Here is a 17,975-nt window from a genome sequence, read left to right as displayed (position 1 = left end):
AGATATGATTTTCTTCTAGAACTGTTTAAACATTAGTAACTATAAAGATAGTTTGATATATAAAGAAAAATTAAATAAAAATGTAAAAATATGATAGAATATAAACTATAAGAAGTTTAGGAATATATATACAAAAAAGAAAGGATATATTTTGGGGGGAGCAAAAATAAAAAAAATAATATATATAATCATAGCTATTGTTACATGTATATCATTATCATATGGGACACATAAACAAAATATAAAAAAAGAGATTATGCAAATCGAAAGTAAAGTTAAAAAAACTATATATGATAAACAATATAATAAAGCAATAGACATCTTTAAAAATAAATTTTCAAAAATAAAGCCTAAAGATTACAATATAGTATGTGAATATATAGTTCAAATGACTGATTATATTAGAAATACAGAAAGAGGATTAAAAGAAGTTATAAACATACTAACTACAATGGAAAAAAGTAAGCATTTATCAACAAATTCTAAATTTATAGTATCCAGTAAACTTCAAAGTGCGTATTTACTAGAACAAAACTATGCAAAAGCATCTAGGTATATATTAAATACACTAATATTATCTAAAAAAAGAAATGACAAATTTAATGAAGCTAAATGCTTAATAGATCTAGGTGTATTGTTTTCAGAGATAGAAGGCGAAAGTACTGGAATAAAGAGTATAAAAGATGGACTTGCCGTAAAAATTAATGATGAATATAAAAATAAATTTATACAATTGTATGGAAATTTAAACATAGCGGAAATATATTTAAAAAACAATGAGTACAGTAATGCAAAAAAATACATAGAAAAAGTAGGAAAATATAGCAATTATATAGATGAAAATGAATATTACGATTTAAATATATTGATATATACTATAAAATCTTCAATCTATTTATCAGAAAATAATTCAAAACAAGCAAAGATATTTTTAGATAAATCTAAAGAACTTTTAAATAATGAAAATTTAATGGTGGGAAATAGAAAAACTATATATCAACTTGCTATAGGTAAATATTATGAGGCTATTGGAGATATTGATAGGGCCGTATATACATATAAAGAAGTACTTGAAGAAGATGAATATGAAAAAAACAGAGAACAGGATATAAAGTATGCCTTAACAAGATTAATAAAATTGTTAGAAAAACAAAAAAAATATGATGAGGCGAATTTATATACAGATAAGTTACTTGATGTAATAAGAAAATCTGAAGACAATAGATATAAAGATTATTCATATTATATAATAGAACAAGCCAGTAAAGAGTACAAGTTAGAGAAGGAAAATAATATGATAAAGTTTCTATTTATAATAATACTATTTGGAAGTATTATATTTGCCGTAATATATAAATACAATAGAAATAGATTAATAAATATGAAACATTTAACATTGCAAGATAAACTGACAAATACATATAATAGAGCTTATTTTGATAGTAAATATGAGGAGCTATTAGATAAAAATATAAAATTTTCTGTAGTAATGATAGATATAGATAACTTTAAATATATAAATGATACTTATGGGCATCAATTTGGAGATGAAGTTTTAAAAGTTATTACTAACACTATAAAAAAATTATTACAAGAACATACTTATTTGTGTAGATACGGTGGGGAAGAATTTGTAATAATATCATGTTATGAAATAAAGGAAGAAGTATTACTTTTGGCTGAATTGATTAGATCTTCAGTAGAAGATATAAGTTGGAGCAAGGATATAAAAACAACTGTAAGTATAGGAGTGGCTTTTTCAAATGTACATTATGGAAATACTTTAAAAAAATCAGATGAAAATATGTATAAAGCTAAAAATACCGGAAAAAACAAAGTCGTTGTAGATAACAATAGGGCATACTAATTTAAATGGCTATGTTAAACAAAATGCTTTAAATATATAACTTTATTAGCAAATAAAGCAACAATACGAGAGTGTGCCAATGAGTTAGGTGTAAGTGTTAGAACATCATTCTTTATGAGACATAGAATCTTAGATTGTTTAAATATTATAATTGGCAAGGGATATGTTAGTGGTATTGTAGAATCTGATGAAACGTAATTTAGGGTTTCGTACAAGGGACATCATAATAAAGGAACTAACTTTGTTTTGCCTAGAAAACCTCATAAAAGAGTTGGTCAAAAGCAAGCAAAAGTATCGGTGATAAATTAAGAGGTATTTCTAATGAAAAAGTATGTGTAGGTATTTGCATAGATAGAAAAGGTAATATACTATCTGAAAAAGTTATGTACTGGTAGAGTTAAGTTTTCACAACTAAAAGGTTTCTTTAATAACAAAATAGAAGAAGGTTCTACTCTTTGTGTAGATAGTCATTATTCGTATATGAAAATACCAACAGTATTCAATGTTACTCTTAAAAGAATAGAAAGTGGTAAATATAAAGATGGAATATATAATATTCAACACGCAAATAGTTATCACAGTAGATTAAAGAGTTGGATTAGGGATTTTAACGGAGTTGTGACCAAGTATTTGTAGAATTATCTTACATGGTTCAGATGGTGTGAAATCACTAAGAAAGAGAAGGATATCTCAAAGATAAAAGAGTTATTTATAAACTTAGTTACAACTGAAAATTATTCAACTATAAATACTATAAGAAATATATATATTGAACTAAGTTAAAATAAGGTGCTTTACTCGAAATTAATTAAACCATTTTGCAATTGGAGCATAGTTGAATATAATATAATCAAAGTTCGCAATTGTTATATAATGCGAAATAACGGTACTTTTAATATATATAAGTAGAAATTTATGGTGGGGGATTAAGATGATAACAATATTAAGTGTATCAATGATAGTGTTGGGAATTTTACTTGTGATTGCACAAGTAAAAGAAGGATATGATAAAACATATATAGGAAAATATAATAAAATTAAATTTTTTATAAATTTAGTTTATGGATTTTCTTTCGCAATAATGGGGTTATTAGCAACATTAAAAGTAATATCAGGAAAGAGGCTTATAAATCTAGTTATTCTATTTGGTGTCTTACGTGCTTTAATAGATTATAAAATTAAAACTCAAGAAAATCGTTAAAATCAGAAATTATAAAGGTAAATTTCAATTTGTAGATTAGACTTTGTTAACAATTTTAATATAATACGAATTAATTATAAAATGACGGGTACTATTCGATATATAGTATCGGTCATTTTTATTATTTGTATTTAGCAACTAAATAATTTAACATAGTCCTTTAAATTAAAAAGCATGTTAGGTAATATTAACTAACATGCTTTTTAATTTATTCGCTTAAGGTACTAATCTCATTTTCATCATAACTTATCCAGTCACTAAAACTTCCAGGATAGACTTTATGACATATACCAACTTCACTAAGTGCTAAACTATTAGGGCAAGCAGTTATACCAGAACCACAGTAAACGATAACTTCCTTATAGTCATTTAATTTATCAAAGTGTTTTTTTAAATCATCCAAACATTTTAAGGTTATAAACTCATTATCCTTATTTAATACATCCATCCAAAAATAGTTCTTGGCACTAGGTATATGCCCAGCTTTTTTATCCACTGGCTCAAATTCACCTAAGTATCTTTTATGTTCTCTAGAATCTATGATAGCGATATCTTTATTATATAATCTTTCTTTTACATAATTCATATCAACTCTCATATTATTGTTTACAGTAGCTTTAAAGTTACCTATTTTAGTTTTTGGTATTTCATTAGTAGTTTCTCCACCAATGCTTTTGAATTCATTTATACCTCCGTTTAAAACATAAACTTTATCATGACCTAGATATTTTAATATCCACCATAATCTAGAAGGCCCTGCTAAATCACCTTCATCGTATGCTACAACTATAGAATTATTATCTATCCCTATACTTTTAAAGGTATTTACTAGGTCATCTACACTAGGAAGAGGATGTCTACCGCCATGGATTTTAACCTCACTAGATAACTGATTTTCTATGTCAACTCTTACTGCATTTTTTATATGGCTTTCATTATAGCTTTTTTTACCGTATTCTTTGTCCATTAAGTCGAATCTACAATCTACTATAACTAAATCCTTATTATCAATATTTTCTTTTAACCAATTAGGACTAACTAAATTTGTCATAAATATTCCTCCTAGTACTAAGATAAAATTATTAGGTAAGATACTACACCCATATTTATAAATATATACATATATACAATAAAATTCAATATATTACTAAATTTACTTAATATATTGAATATAATTACTTTTGGGTAAATATATAAAAATATTAAAAAAAAATTATATTTATGTTAGAATATGGATGAAACGTTAATTAGATATCAAAAAACAAAATAACTGACAATGAATCATTAGGAGGCAAACGTTATGAATATTTCTTCAAGAATAAAATCAGTACCAGCTTCTACTATAATGGAATTATTAACTTATTCAGCAGAAGCCAAGAAAAAAGGAAAAAAGGTTTATCATCTTAATATAGGCCAACCTGATATAATAACACCTAAAAGTTTCTTTGAAGCTATTTCAAGTAACAAAGAAGATGTATTAGAGTATGCTTTATCAGAAGGGTTAGATGAACTTAGAGAAGCTATAAAAAGATACTATAATGAATATAATATCGATTTTGAGAAGGAAGATATACTTATATTAAATGGTGGTAGTGAAGCATTATTTTTCTGCATGATAGCTTTATGTAATGAAGGAGACAATATATTAATACCAGAACCATTTTATTCAAACTACAATAGTTTTGCAAACTCAGTAGGTGTTGAAATCAAGCCAATAACTACACTTGCAGAAAATGGTTTCCACTTACCTAAAAAAGAAGAAATAGTAAAAAAGATAGACTCAAAAACTCGTGCTATATTATTCTCAAATCCAGGTAATCCAACAGGAGTAGTTTACTCTAAGGAAGAAATAAAAATGATTAGTGATATAGCTAAAGAACATGATTTATGGATAATAGCAGACGAAGTTTATAGAGAATTTGTATATGATGGAGAATATACTAGTTTAGGAAGTGTTAAAGAAGTAGAAGATAGAGTTATAATAGTTGATAGTGTATCTAAAAGATATAGTGCTTGTGGAGCTAGAATTGGATCATTAGCATCTAAAAATAAAGAATTTATGGCACAGATACTAAAATTATGTCAAGCTAGACTATCAGTACCGACTTTAGAGCAAATAGGAGCTGTAGAACTTTATAAAACTGATAAATCTTATTTACAAGATGTTAATAAAGAATATAAGGAAAGAAGAGACGTATTATATAATGAACTTGTAAAAGTACCTGGAGTTATATGTAAAAAACCAACTGGTGCATTTTATATAGTTGCTAAATTACCAGTTAAAAGTGCTGATGATTTTGTAAAATGGTTATTGAAAGATTTTGATATAGATGGAGAAACAGTTATGCCTTGTCCTGCTGAAGGATTTTATGCGACAGAAGGTCTTGGAAAAGATGAGATAAGACTTGCATACATATTAAATAAAGAAGATTTAGCTAAAGCATCTAAAATCTTAAAAGAAGGACTAGAAGCATATTTAGAACTTAATAAATAAATAAAAAGGGCTTATATAGATTAATATATAAGCCCTTTTTATTTAAAAGAAATTTACACACTTAAAGCTATATAAGTAGTTTGTATATATAAATAATAGTAACATTTTATTTTTAACTAATGATAAATAATATTAATTTAAAATTGATATCTAATGATATAATATAAAAGGAGAGTATCACAACACAAAAATCATATATGATCTAGGAGACATTTTATGAGGAGAAAAAGCGATATAAAAATAATAGATTTTATATTAATACAAGTAATATCATTTGTAATAATGCTAATCTTTAATTATAAATATATAGGTATTCTTATAAATCTATCTATATATGATGATAGAAATAAGGTATTTATTATCTGTACACAAGTAGTATCTATTATAATTTTATTATTATATTTAGGGATATCAATAAATGATATAAAAAAATCTTATATAGATTTTAAAGAAAAATTGGATATAAAAGAAATAATCGGGAGATATATAAATTCCATTATGTTAAGTTCAGGTACTACATTGTTATTAATATCTATAGCTATGTTAACTTATAAACCATATGAAAATATATTATTAACATCATCAAGTGATACAATATATACAGGTAATATTATCATAATGATAGTAAGTGTAGTAATAATAGGGCCAATATTAGAAGAAATAATATTTAGAAAAGTATTATTTATTAATATATCTAAAAAATATAATTATAAAATTGGTATATTAATATCATCTATTTTATTTGGAATAGGCCATAGTATATATACATCTATATTTGCAAGTTTGTTTGGAGTAGTACTTTGTATATTATATATAAAGTATAAAAATATATTAATTCCAATTTTTTTACATGTTATAAATAATTCAATGTCTATGGTTTTAAAGATACCACAAAAATATAATATAAATACAAGTATAAATATAAATGCATTAACAATACATATGTATTTGATTTTAGGATTGGTCATAATATCACTTTCTGTATACTATTATATACGATTTATAAACCTAAATAAAAAATATATTAAATAACAATAGTGTTAATATATATTAGTATTGAAAAATATATTTAAAAAAGACTATACAAAAAGTAGATTACCTAATGTAGGAAATGGGAATAAATAAAGTATATATTTTATAAGGAGTGATAAGTTTGATCAAAAAGGCAACTTTTGCAGGTGGGTGTTTTTGGTGTATGGTAAAACCTTTTGAAAAATATGATGGTGTACTTAAGGTTTTAGCAGGATATACTGGTGGATATACAGAAAATCCTACATATGAGGAAGTTTGTAGCGATAAAACAGGTCATATCGAGGCTATAGAAGTTACTTATGATGATGAAATAATAAGCTATGATGAACTTCTAGATATATACTGGAAACAAATAGATCCAACAGACAGTAAAGGTCAATTTAATGATAGAGGAGAAAAGTATAAAACTGTAATATTCTATCATGATAAAGAGCAAAAAGATATTGCTACTAAATCAAAGAAAAAACTAGAAGATAGTAAGATATTTAATTCTAAAATAGTTACAGAGATAAGAGAAGCTACTAAATTTTATGAGGCTGAAGACTATCATCAAGATTATTATAAGAAAAATCCGAATCATTACTATATGTATTATGTAGGATCAGGAAGATATAATTTTATAAAGGAAAATTGGGATAAAAATAATTTTAATAGAAAAGAATTAAAAAATAAATTAACTCCAATTCAATTTGAAGTAACACAAAATGATAAGACTGAACCTGCATTTAAAAATAAGTATTATGATAATAAAGAAGAAGGGATATACGTAGATATAGTAAGTGGAGAAGTTTTATTTTCATCAAAAGACAAATTTGATTCAGGGTGTGGATGGCCAAGTTTTACAAAGCCAGTAAATAATAACTCTATAATTGAAAAAAGTGACTTTTCTCATGGGATGTTTAGAACAGAAGTGAGAAGTAGCAAAGCTAATTCTCATTTGGGACATGTATTTGATGATGGTCCTAAAGAAAAAGGTGGTCTTAGATACTGTATAAATTCAGCTTCTTTAAACTTTATACCTAAAGAGAAAATGAAAGAAGAAGGATATGAAGATTATTTAAGTTTGTTTGAATAAGAGTTATAGTCAATATGGCTTTTAAATTACAACAAAATTAAATATTAATTAAACTTTTTATAAATAATAAATTTTACAAATACATAATAATATATTAAAAATACCCTAGTAAGCTAGGGTATTTTTACCATTTTTTAGACCAATCACAGTAATGATATTCATCTTTCCATATAAAATCAGTTGTTATTTTAAAATTACCATAATATTCAAATGAATTATAATAAATGTTAACAACACTAAATTTAGCAGATAAATCCTTATCAATTATTACATTATATCCATCTACTTTAAATATATTATCATTTTCTTTTGCCTCATCCAGAGCCAAGTCAAATATAGGTCCATGTCATGCGATTTCTTTTAAATAAAGTCTTATATTTTTATAATTAACATTATACTCTATAAATAAATTATCTAACGCATTTTTTGCTAAATCGGTTATATTTATAATCATAAGCCCTCCTAAAGTGAATTTATATGAATTATACCTATTAAAAGATACAATATATTAATTATTATATCTTAGTTAATATAATATTATTGTTTTTATCATTATATTTTATAGTATACTGACTTAATATTATAAGGATTTGATGTAAACCTACACTAGAAATTATACCCATAGAATTTAAGAATGAAACGTTTCCTATTTCAGATATTATTGGTGCAAAACCTATAAATCCTAAAAATGCCGAATCATCTATATTATTTTCTAGGGTATATTTGCATCTGTTTCGTTGTGCATGTGTTATATTAATATTGTTAAGCAACTTTAAAGAATTTACAATTTTAAAATTACTAACAACAATTTTATTTTCGTTCTCGTTAAGAGCTATATCTAGATCTTTTTTTGATAAAATAGTTTTCATAAAGCACAATCCTTTCTAAAAGTTTATAATTATTATATAATGTTGTATAAGTGATATACAATAAATTTACAAAATATATGGCAAGGAGTAAAGGGTATGATAAAATTAATCGGTTCAGATATGGATGGGACACTACTTGACTCAAATAAATGTGTAGATAAAGAATTTTATGAAGTTTTAGAAAAACTTAATTCTAATAACATACTATTTGCAGCAGTAAGTGGTAGGGAAATACAGTCTTTAACTAATATATTTAAGGAAGAAATAATAGATAATATAATACTTGCACCCAATAATGGAAATTTAGTTGTCTACAAGGGTGAAGTTTTATATGAAAATTATATAGATAAGAAGAAATTAAAAAGTATATCAAACATTATAAGAAAGTATGCTAATCATAATACTATATTTTGCGGTAAAGAAAAAACATATAGTGAAAGTTTAAAGGTTAAGATAGCTTGTAAAGCATGGAACACAGATGTTGAGGTTGTAGAAGATATAACTAAGATAAAAGATAGTATAATGAAGGTTAGTGTTTTTGCGGATGAAAATATAATAAAAGATGTATTAACAAATATTAAAGATTTTAAGAAAGATTTAAGTATATCTATGTCGGGACCTAATAGTTTAGATATATGTGAAGCTAATGGAAATAAAAAGCAAGCTATAAAAGTATTACAAGAAAAGTTTAATATATCATATGAAGAAACTATGGTATTTGGAGATCATATGAATGATTTAGAAATGATGGAATCGGCTTACTATAGTTTTGCAATGGGAAATGCAGAGGACAAAATAAAAGAAAAAGCAAGGTTTGTGACAAAAACTAATGATGAAAATGGAGTTATAGAAGCTATAAAAGAATTGGCTATAGGAAAAGAAGCTCTTGCTTAGTATTTAAACTGAAAAAGTCATTCTAAAAATATTTAGAATGACTTTTTTTATTGAAAATAGTAAATATATTTTAAGTTAATTAAAATCGAACTTACTTTTAATATGAAAAGTAAACGTTAGGATATATAACGAATTTTTATTGTTTTAGGTGACTAAAATATGGTATAATTAATCAAAACTAATACAAATTGGGGAGGAAATATGTTTACACTTACAGACATTGTTCAGCCGACAACAATAGAAGAAGCATATGCCATATTAACGAAAAGAAAAAATAATCAGATAATAGGTGGAAGTGCTTTTTTAAGGATGGGTAAAAAAAGAATAGGTACAGGGATAGAGTTATCTAATTTAAATCTAGATTATATAAAAGAAGATGAAGATTATATTGAAATAGGTGCTATGACAACATTTAGAGAATTAGAAACTAGTGATATAATAAAGAATAACTTTGGTTATGTTTTAAACCACAGTGTAAGAGATATAATAGGAGTTCAATTTAGAAGTGTTGTAACTGTAGGTGCTACAGTATTTTCTAAATATGGGTTTTCTGATTTAATAATAGCGTTACTTTGTTTAGATACTGAAATAGAGACTTTTGGTGAAGGAAGAATGACTCTAGATGAATTTTTAAATAAAGGTTATGAAAAAGATTTATTAACTAAGATATACATAAAAAAGAATAATAAAAAAGCATCATATAAAGCTTTAAGAAATGCTAAAAGTGACTATCCAATAGTAAATGTAGCAGTATCAAAATTAGATAATACATTTAAAATATGTATAGGAGCTAGACCTCAAGTTGCAAAAGAAGCAAAAAATGCAAGTGAGTTTTTATCTAATAATAATATAACTAATGAAAATATAGATAAGGCTGTTCAAATAGCAGTTGATGAATTATCCTTTGGATCTAATATGAAAGCATCTAAAGAATATAGATACGCTATGGCTAAGGTACTTATAAAAAGAGCTATAATGGAGGTTATATAATGTTAGTAGAACTTAAAGTAAATGGTAAAAAAAGAAAAGTTGACATAGAATGTGAAGAGTATTTAGTAGATACTTTAAGAAAATTAGGGAATTTAAGTGTAAAAAGAGGTTGTGATACAGGATGTTGTGGTTTATGTTCTATATGGATAGATAAAAAACCAGTGCTATCTTGTGCAACTTTAACAGTTAGAGCTATAAATAAGGAGATAACAACAATAGAAGGATTAGAAAAAGAAGCTAGTGAATTTGTTAAGATATTAGTTAGTGAAGGTTCTGAACAATGTGGATTCTGTTCACCAGGATTTATAATGACAGTAATAGCAATGAAAGAAGAATTAAACAATCCTACAGAAGAGGATATAATACACTACTTAACTGGAAATTTATGTAGATGTACAGGGTATATGGGACAGCTAAGAGCAGTCAAAACTTATCTGGGGGTAAATTAAATGAAGATAATAGGTAAAAGTATAGGCAAAATAGATGGCATGGCAATAGCAACAGGGAAACCAGTATATACTGATGATTTAGCATCAAAAGATGCTTTATTTGTAAAAATACTAAGAAGCCCGTATGCATATGCAAAAATAAAAAATATAGACACTAAAAGAGCTTTATTAGTAGATGGAGTAGAATGTGTACTTACATATAAGGATGTACCAGATACTAGGTTTACATTAGCAGGTCAATCTTACCCAGAGCCATCTCCATATGATAGATTAATACTTGAAGATACTGTTAGATATGTAGGAGATGAAGTTGCAATAGTTGCTGCTAAGGATGAAAAAACAGCAGTTAAAGCTATGAATATGATAAAAGTAGAATATGAAGTACTAGAACCAGTACTTGATTTTGAAAAGGCAACTGAAGCTAATACATTAGTTCATGATGAAGAGAGACACTGTAATTTTGATATAGGTATGATTAGAGAGAAAAATATAGTATCAACTCATAATTATACTAAAGGAGATGTAGAAAAAACTTTAAATGAATGTGACGTAGTTATAGAGGAAACATATTATACTCAATCACAACTTCATTCTATGATGGAAACATATAGATCTTATAATTACCTAGATCATATGGGAAGATTAGTAGTAGTAAGTTCTACACAAATACCATTTCATGTTAGACGTCATTTATCAAGAGCTTTAAACATACCATCTAGTAAGATAAGAGTTATAAAGCCTAGAATAGGTGGTGGTTTTGGAGGTAAACAAACCGCTTGTGTTGAAATATTTAGTGCAATAGTTACACTTAAAACTGGAAAGCCAGCCAAAGTACTTTATGACAGAAAAGAAACTCAAAATTGTTCAACTAGTAGACATGCTATGAAGTTAAATGTTAAAATAGGTGCAACTAAAGAGGGAATAATAAAAGTTATAGATATAGATGCATTATCTGATACTGGTGCTTATGGAGAACATGCATCAACTACATTTGGATTAGTTGGAGAAAAAACTATGCCAATGTATAATAAATTAGAAGCATCTAGATTTAAAGGACATGTAGTATATACTAATAAAATGCCAGCAGGAGCATTCAGAGGATATGGTGCTACTCAAGGATGTTTTGCAGTCGAGTCTGCTATAAATAAATTAGCAAAAGAGATAAATATGGACCCAACTGAACTTAGACTTAAAAATATAGTAAATGAAGGAGAAACTTCATTTGCATATGATAAAACTTTAAATTCAGTAGATTTAAAAGCATGTATAGAAAAAGGGAAAAATCTTATAAAATGGAATGAAAAATACCCATCTAAAGACTTAGGAAATGGAAAAGTTAGAAGTGTTGGTATGGCACTTACTATGCAAGGTTCTGGAATTGCAGGGATAGATACAGCAAGTGCTGAAATAAGATTAAACGATGACGGAAATTATACATTACTAGTAGGTTCAACAGATATGGGTACGGGAAGTGACACTATACTTTCTCAAATGGCTTGTGAAATACTTGAAACTACTATGGATAAAATAACTGTAATAGCAGCAGATACAGATGTAGTTCCATATGATCCAGGTTCATATGCATCGTCTACAACATATGTAACAGGTATGGCAGTAGTAAAAGCCGCTAATGAGCTTAGAAATAAAATAATGAGTTTAGGGGCAACTAGACTTGGTATAGATAAAGAAGATGTAGAATTTGATGGTGAAAAAGTATTTACAGAAAGTAAGTCTATATCAGTATTTGATATAGCTGTTGACTGTACAGTAGGGCCTGAAAAAAATCAATTAGTTGGATATGCATCTCATGGTAGCCCTGTTTCTCCTCCTCCGTTTATAGCAGGATTTGTAGAAATTGAAATAGATAAAGAAACGGGTAAAGTTGATATAATAGATTATGTAGCAGTAGTAGACTGTGGAACAGTCATAAACAAAAATCTTGCTAAAGTTCAAGTTGAAGGTGGAATAGTACAAGGGATAGGACTTGGATTATTTGAAGAAATAAGATATACAGATAAAGGTAAAATGGATACTAATACATTTATGCAATATAAAATACCAGCTAGATGTGATGTAGGTAATATAATAGTTGATTTTGTAGAAACTCATGAACCAACAGGTCCATTTGGAGCTAAGTCTGTTGGAGAGGTTGTTGTAAATACTCCAGCACCTGCTATACAAGATGCTATATACAACGGCGTAGGTGTTAGAATAAATGATTTACCAATGACTCCAGAAAAAATATTTATGGCTATGAACAAATAATTATAAAAAGGTATAGGATACAACTTGTATCCTATACCTTTTATAATATTTAGAAGTTATTTACTTAAATAAAAATGAAAAATATGTAATTTACAAAATGTTATTAATAAATAATAAGTGCCTAAAATTATATTATTTTGTAAAGTAAGCAATACCTATACTTCCAGGTCCAACATGAACACCTACAATAGGTCCTATAGATTGTATTTTGACAGGAATATTTAACTTAGCTTCTAAAGTTTTAGCAAGCTTTAGACCATCACCTTCACAATTTATATGGTGGACTATAACATCTCCAAGCCCATTTTTTTCGATATCCTCAAATACAGTATCAGCAATAGTATTAATTGCTTTTTTTCTAGTTCTAACTTTGGTATATACTCCAGTTATACCATCTCTAACAGTAAGAATTGGCTTTATTTGAAGTAAAGTACCTAAAAGAGCAGAAGCTGAACCTATTCTACCGCCTTTTTTTAAATAATCTAGCGTTTCTGGTGTAAATAAGAAATTGCTTTTATCAAGTGTATGATTTACTATATCAACTATTTCATCTTTGGATTTTCCTTCTAAAGATGCTTTAGCACCTTCAATAGCTGCAAACCCCATTTGCATACAAGTAGTCTTAGAGTCTATTATTGTAATATCAGCATCTGGATAATTTTCAATTGTCATATTCTTTATTAAGTTAGCATTTGAAAAAGTTCCACTTAGTTTAGAAGATAAGAATATTCCTACTATAGAATCTCCATTTTTTACTATTTTTTCAAATGTATCTAACATTTCTTCTGGAAATGGTTGAGATGATTTAGGGATTTCCTCACATTTTTCCATATCATCGTAAAATACTTTGTTATCTACATCTAGCTCACGTATACTGTTATTATCCATAACTACATTTAATGAGACGATAGATATGTCATATTTTTGTATGTACTCCTTAGGGATATAAGAAGTACTATCGGTAACTATTTTTACAGCCATATATGTATATCTCTCCTTTTTTATATGAACAATATTATAATAAATATATTATAACTTGGTAATAGAATATTAAATAATTACTCTATAATAGAATTATATACTAAATTGGCAACTAAGTAAAATATATAGTTTTTGGGTTTAATCTATAAAATAATATTAATTTGATTTCGAATATAATTTGAAGTATAATCAATAAAGTAAAGGAATAAGTACGAGTATTAGGAGTTGGTATTATGTCTAAAATTTATGAAAAAATGTATGAGGTAACATATAGAGATACGAATATAAGAGGTGAATGTAATTTTTCGTCATATATGGATTTTATGTCAGATGCAGCATTTAGTCAAGATATTAGCTTAGGAGCGTCAATTTCTGATTTTAAAGAAAGTGATTATGCTTGGGTTATATTTAATTATGATATAAAAGTACATAGTAAAGCTAATTATAAGGAAAAGCTTAAAGTTGTAACATATGTAAAAGCATTTAGAAAATTTTATGCATTAAGAAGTTTTAAAATATATAATGAAAAAGAAGAACTAATATTAAGTGGAGAAACCTTAGCATTTTATATAGATATAAAAAAAGGTAAACCTTGTAGTATACCAAGTAGTTATTATGACAGATATGAAGTAAAAGATGATAGAAGTATTAAAATAAATAAGTTAAAAATGAAAAGACCATCTAGAATAGATATATCTAAAAATTTTGATATAAGATACTCTGATATAGATATAAATATACATGTGGGTAATTCTCATTATGTAATGTGGATAATAGACTCAATGCCTTTAGAAATAGTTAAAAATTATAGAGTAAGTGAACTTTTAGTAGCTTATGAAAAACAGCTTAAATACAATAATGAGATAGTGGTAGAAAGTCAGATAGAATACAAAGATGATTATATAATAGCAATACATCAAATAGTTGATGAAAATAAAAATGAAATATCACTTCTTGAAAGTAAATGGGAAAAAATAGTCTAAGTTTGTATAAACTTAGACTATTTTTTATGTATATGAAATTATAAGCCTTTAGTAATTGCTAGTATTTTATTTAAATATATGAAAATAATAGATATATAAATATTGATTATAATAGCTATCTACATAAAAACTATAATTTTAAAAAAATAGTAAATAAGAGGTGAATTTATGATAAGAGATAGAAGGGTTAATGAACCTATAGTTGCAATAACTAAGGCAATGACAGAATCTAAATCATTAGAAAAAGCTTTAGATTTATTGCCAATAGATAAAATTATAAAAAAAGGAGATGTAGTAGTTATAAATCCCAACTGGGTAAAAGATAGCAAACCAAAAGATGCAGGCGTTGTAGGCCCTAAAACTTTAAAAAAACTTATACAGTATATAAAAGAAAAAGAGCCTAGTAAAATATATATAGCAACAGGATCTGGAAGTAAAAAGACTACAGAGATTATGAAAAATGTAGGGTATGACAAAATAATAGAAGAAGAAAAAGTAGGCTTTATTGATATGAATTATGGTCCATATATAGATTTAAAATTAAAGCATGACATAATAAAGTCAACTCCTATAAATGAAATAGTAAATAAAGCAGATGTAATAATATCATTTACTCAGTTAAAGCATCATGAAGAAGCAACAGTAACAAGTGCTATAAAAAATATAGCAATGGGATGGCCACCAGCAGAAATCCATGGATATCCAAAAAAAAATACAGGAATTCATAAGGATTTGCATGGATTCATAAGAGCTATGGCAAATGAAATACCTATAGACTTAAGTATAATAAGCTGTGATAAAGCTATGGTAGGGACAGGACCTCATAATGGAATGGCAGTGGATACACCAGGACTTATTATAGCATCTACAGACCCATTAGCAGCAGATTGTATAGGTGCGAGGCTTCTAGGTTTTTTACCACAAGCAGTATGTTATCTTTATGGATTAGATAAAGATAGTATAGGAGAATCTGACCCTAAGAATATGGAAATAAAAGGACTAAGTTTAGAAGAAGCAGAAAAGATATTTAGCAAGTGTGCATATGGAGATAGTGAAGTAAGGGTTGATAAAGAAAAGTTAAAAGATATACATGGTAGATAGGTATATAAATTGGTAATGTTTTATAAGAATTTTAAATTATAGAAGTGAAATAATATATATAGAAATAAAACCAAAGGATGTGGCAACATGACTAACCAAAAAAAACATAGTACTAGAAGAATGCAAGATTATGAAAAGGAAAAATTAGAAATAGCACATGAATTAGGTATAAATGGAGCTAATGAAACCGAAGTAAATGCTAAGATGGCATCAGAAAATGAAGCTATTTATAGTAGCAAAACTAGAATTAAAAAGAGTAATTTAAATAATGAACAAAAAACAGCAAGAGAAAAAAATTACTACAGAGAGTAATTTATAAAAAGGGCTATAATATATATACTATAGCCTTTTTATTTTTTGTTATTGTATTTTTTTATGTATTTTTTCTTAATTTTTTTTATTCTCTTTCTTGGGGTGCTTCTTAAAAATATCTCATTAATTTCATACCCTTCTACTTTATCATTTAATTCTTCAAATTCTTTATTGGTTTCTTTACATATTATTCTACTTTCAGAAAGTAAAGATAATTGTTCTCCTAAAACTATAAAAAATGTACCAAGAAGTGCTAATTCTTCATCGTTTTCTATTTCTTGACCTATGATTGCTGCCAATATAGTAACTAGTATAAGATTTTGATTAGAAAATGAATTACAATTATTTATTAATAAGTTACGGTTATTAAAACCTTTATTTCTAGGCATAAAACCTCCAATTATAAATATTAATATTTATAATATGTATCTTCATGAAAATTGTTACACCAAATTTATGTACAAATAAATATTTATAAAACATAAATTATATATAGAAAAAATCAATATATGTAGTAATTAGTATAAAAAATTACAATATATATATTTATAAGAATTTTATATAGTTTATGCTAAAATATTTAAGAATGATTTTAAAAGTTTAAATATTATTATGTATTTTATTATAAATGTCATAATCTGATAAAAAACATATAAATAGGACATAGTAGGTGATTAAAATAGATAAAAAACTAAAAAATATGGTAGTAAAAATAGGTGTATCATTATTAGTAATAGGTATATATTTATTTATACCACAGATAAATAAAGGCATAAATCAGATGATATTTTATTTAAGTATGCTAAACATAGATGCTATAAAAGAATATATACTATCTTTTGGTATATTAGCACCTATAATATCCTTTTTACTTATGATACTTCAATCAGTGGCAGCACCACTTCCTGCATTTTTAATAACTTTTGCCAATGCGGCTTTATTTGGGTGGGTAAAAGGAGCAATACTTTCATGGACTAGTTCAATGGCAGGAGCAGCATTATGCTTTTATATAGCAAGATTTTTAGGGAGAGACGTAGTTATAAAGTTTACAAGTAAATATGCATTAGATAACATAGATAACTTTTTTGATAAATATGGAAAACATACAATATTAATAGTTAGATTACTTCCATTTATATCTTTTGATCTTGTTAGCTATGCAGCAGGTCTTACTTCAATGAAGTTTAGTTCATTTTTTATAGCAACAGGCATAGGACAGCTTCCTGCAACTATAATATATTCTTATGTTGGTGATATGTTAACAGGTTCCTTAAAATTTGTAGTAAAAGGTATTATGATATTGTTTGCATTAAGTATACTTGGATATATGTTAAAAAAGATTTACAATGAAAAAAATAGCAATTTAGATAAATCTTTAAAAGAAAAATAATGTGGATTGGTTTAACCAATCCATATTGTTTTTGTAAATTATAAAAAAATTATTTTAAAATAAGTTTAAGGA

Annotated in this window: 18 protein-coding genes; 13 read left to right on the top strand and 5 right to left on the bottom strand. The window is 26.2% G+C overall.

What is annotated here, in order from left to right; translation table 11 throughout:
* The first annotated feature begins 151 nt into the window (after positions 1-151).
* Complete coding sequence (locus tag I4U89_RS10745) at positions 152-1,867, top strand: GGDEF domain-containing protein (RefSeq protein ID WP_195940370.1); 1,716 nt, start codon at positions 152-154, stop codon at positions 1,865-1,867.
* A 931-nt stretch (positions 1,868-2,798) separates the two neighbouring features.
* Positions 2,799-3,068, top strand: coding sequence for a hypothetical protein (locus I4U89_RS10740; protein ID WP_195940369.1), 270 nt, complete (start codon positions 2,799-2,801; stop codon positions 3,066-3,068).
* Positions 3,069-3,276: 208 nt separating this feature from the next.
* Here the strand turns inward: I4U89_RS10740 and I4U89_RS10735 are convergent, their stop codons facing one another.
* Positions 3,277-4,119, bottom strand: a complete 843-nt coding sequence (locus I4U89_RS10735) for a sulfurtransferase (RefSeq protein WP_195940368.1) — start codon at positions 4,117-4,119, stop codon at positions 3,277-3,279.
* 249 nt (positions 4,120-4,368) lie between these two features.
* Here I4U89_RS10735 and I4U89_RS10730 point away from each other — a divergent pair, with 249 nt between their 5' ends.
* The 3 genes from I4U89_RS10730 to msrA all read left to right on the top strand — a co-directional run bounded on the left by I4U89_RS10730 (position 4,369) and on the right by msrA (position 7,669).
* The gene (locus I4U89_RS10730; protein WP_195940367.1) at positions 4,369-5,562 is read left to right on the top strand and encodes a pyridoxal phosphate-dependent aminotransferase; all 1,194 of its coding nucleotides are present in this window, start codon (positions 4,369-4,371) and stop codon (positions 5,560-5,562) included.
* Between the two features lie 216 nt (positions 5,563-5,778).
* Positions 5,779-6,594, top strand: coding sequence for a CPBP family intramembrane glutamic endopeptidase (locus I4U89_RS10725; protein WP_195940366.1), 816 nt, complete (start codon positions 5,779-5,781; stop codon positions 6,592-6,594).
* 121 nt (positions 6,595-6,715) lie between these two features.
* Entirely contained in the window at positions 6,716-7,669 is a 954-nt protein-coding gene (gene msrA / locus I4U89_RS10720) for a peptide-methionine (S)-S-oxide reductase MsrA (RefSeq protein ID WP_195940365.1), read from the top strand.
* A gap of 124 nt (positions 7,670-7,793) precedes the next feature.
* Here the strand turns inward: msrA and I4U89_RS10715 are convergent, their stop codons facing one another.
* Both I4U89_RS10715 and I4U89_RS10710 read right to left on the bottom strand, forming a co-directional pair.
* On the bottom strand, positions 7,794-7,997 hold the full coding sequence (locus tag I4U89_RS10715; RefSeq protein WP_195940364.1) for a hypothetical protein: 204 nt from the start codon (positions 7,995-7,997) through the stop codon (positions 7,794-7,796).
* 187 nt (positions 7,998-8,184) lie between these two features.
* Positions 8,185-8,538, bottom strand: a complete 354-nt coding sequence (locus I4U89_RS10710) for a hypothetical protein (protein WP_195940363.1) — start codon at positions 8,536-8,538, stop codon at positions 8,185-8,187.
* Positions 8,539-8,634: 96 nt separating this feature from the next.
* Here I4U89_RS10710 and I4U89_RS10705 point away from each other — a divergent pair, with 96 nt between their 5' ends.
* The 4 genes from I4U89_RS10705 to I4U89_RS10690 all read left to right on the top strand — a co-directional run bounded on the left by I4U89_RS10705 (position 8,635) and on the right by I4U89_RS10690 (position 13,136).
* Positions 8,635-9,432 carry an HAD family hydrolase gene (locus I4U89_RS10705; RefSeq protein ID WP_195940362.1) on the top strand — a complete coding sequence of 266 codons (798 nt, stop codon included), beginning with the start codon at positions 8,635-8,637 and terminating at the stop codon, positions 9,430-9,432.
* A 201-nt stretch (positions 9,433-9,633) separates the two neighbouring features.
* Complete coding sequence (locus tag I4U89_RS10700) at positions 9,634-10,422, top strand: FAD binding domain-containing protein (protein WP_195940361.1); 789 nt, start codon at positions 9,634-9,636, stop codon at positions 10,420-10,422.
* Positions 10,422-10,871, top strand: coding sequence for a (2Fe-2S)-binding protein (locus I4U89_RS10695; RefSeq protein WP_195940360.1), 450 nt, complete (start codon positions 10,422-10,424; stop codon positions 10,869-10,871). The genes I4U89_RS10700 and I4U89_RS10695 overlap by 1 nt, the downstream gene beginning before the upstream one ends.
* Positions 10,872-13,136 (top strand): xanthine dehydrogenase family protein molybdopterin-binding subunit, encoded by a 2,265-nt coding sequence (locus tag I4U89_RS10690; RefSeq protein WP_195940359.1) that lies wholly within the window; start codon positions 10,872-10,874, stop codon positions 13,134-13,136.
* 132 nt (positions 13,137-13,268) lie between these two features.
* Here the strand turns inward: I4U89_RS10690 and I4U89_RS10685 are convergent, their stop codons facing one another.
* Positions 13,269-14,117 carry a DegV family protein gene (locus I4U89_RS10685; protein ID WP_195940358.1) on the bottom strand — a complete coding sequence of 283 codons (849 nt, stop codon included), beginning with the start codon at positions 14,115-14,117 and terminating at the stop codon, positions 13,269-13,271.
* Between the two features lie 233 nt (positions 14,118-14,350).
* Here I4U89_RS10685 and I4U89_RS10680 point away from each other — a divergent pair, with 233 nt between their 5' ends.
* The 3 genes from I4U89_RS10680 to I4U89_RS10670 all read left to right on the top strand — a co-directional run bounded on the left by I4U89_RS10680 (position 14,351) and on the right by I4U89_RS10670 (position 16,513).
* The gene (locus tag I4U89_RS10680) at positions 14,351-15,100 is read left to right on the top strand and encodes an acyl-[acyl-carrier-protein] thioesterase (RefSeq protein ID WP_195940357.1); all 750 of its coding nucleotides are present in this window, start codon (positions 14,351-14,353) and stop codon (positions 15,098-15,100) included.
* 168 nt (positions 15,101-15,268) lie between these two features.
* Positions 15,269-16,201, top strand: a complete 933-nt coding sequence (locus tag I4U89_RS10675; protein ID WP_195940356.1) for a DUF362 domain-containing protein — start codon at positions 15,269-15,271, stop codon at positions 16,199-16,201.
* 87 nt (positions 16,202-16,288) lie between these two features.
* On the top strand, positions 16,289-16,513 hold the full coding sequence (locus I4U89_RS10670; protein ID WP_195940355.1) for a hypothetical protein: 225 nt from the start codon (positions 16,289-16,291) through the stop codon (positions 16,511-16,513).
* Positions 16,514-16,551: 38 nt separating this feature from the next.
* Here the strand turns inward: I4U89_RS10670 and I4U89_RS10665 are convergent, their stop codons facing one another.
* The gene (locus tag I4U89_RS10665) at positions 16,552-16,902 is read right to left on the bottom strand and encodes a hypothetical protein (protein WP_195940354.1); all 351 of its coding nucleotides are present in this window, start codon (positions 16,900-16,902) and stop codon (positions 16,552-16,554) included.
* Between the two features lie 281 nt (positions 16,903-17,183).
* On the opposite strand from I4U89_RS10665, the gene I4U89_RS10660 reads away from it, so the two are divergent.
* Positions 17,184-17,903 carry a TVP38/TMEM64 family protein gene (locus I4U89_RS10660; RefSeq protein ID WP_330615559.1) on the top strand — a complete coding sequence of 240 codons (720 nt, stop codon included), beginning with the start codon at positions 17,184-17,186 and terminating at the stop codon, positions 17,901-17,903.
* Positions 17,904-17,975 lie beyond the last annotated feature (72 nt).

This window comes from Romboutsia sp. 1001713B170131_170501_G6 (assembly GCF_015668195.1).
Lineage (GTDB): Bacteria > Bacillota > Clostridia > Peptostreptococcales > Peptostreptococcaceae > Romboutsia_C.
Note: the sequence above shows the minus strand (reverse complement) of the source record. Positions and strands in the feature narration are given on the sequence as shown.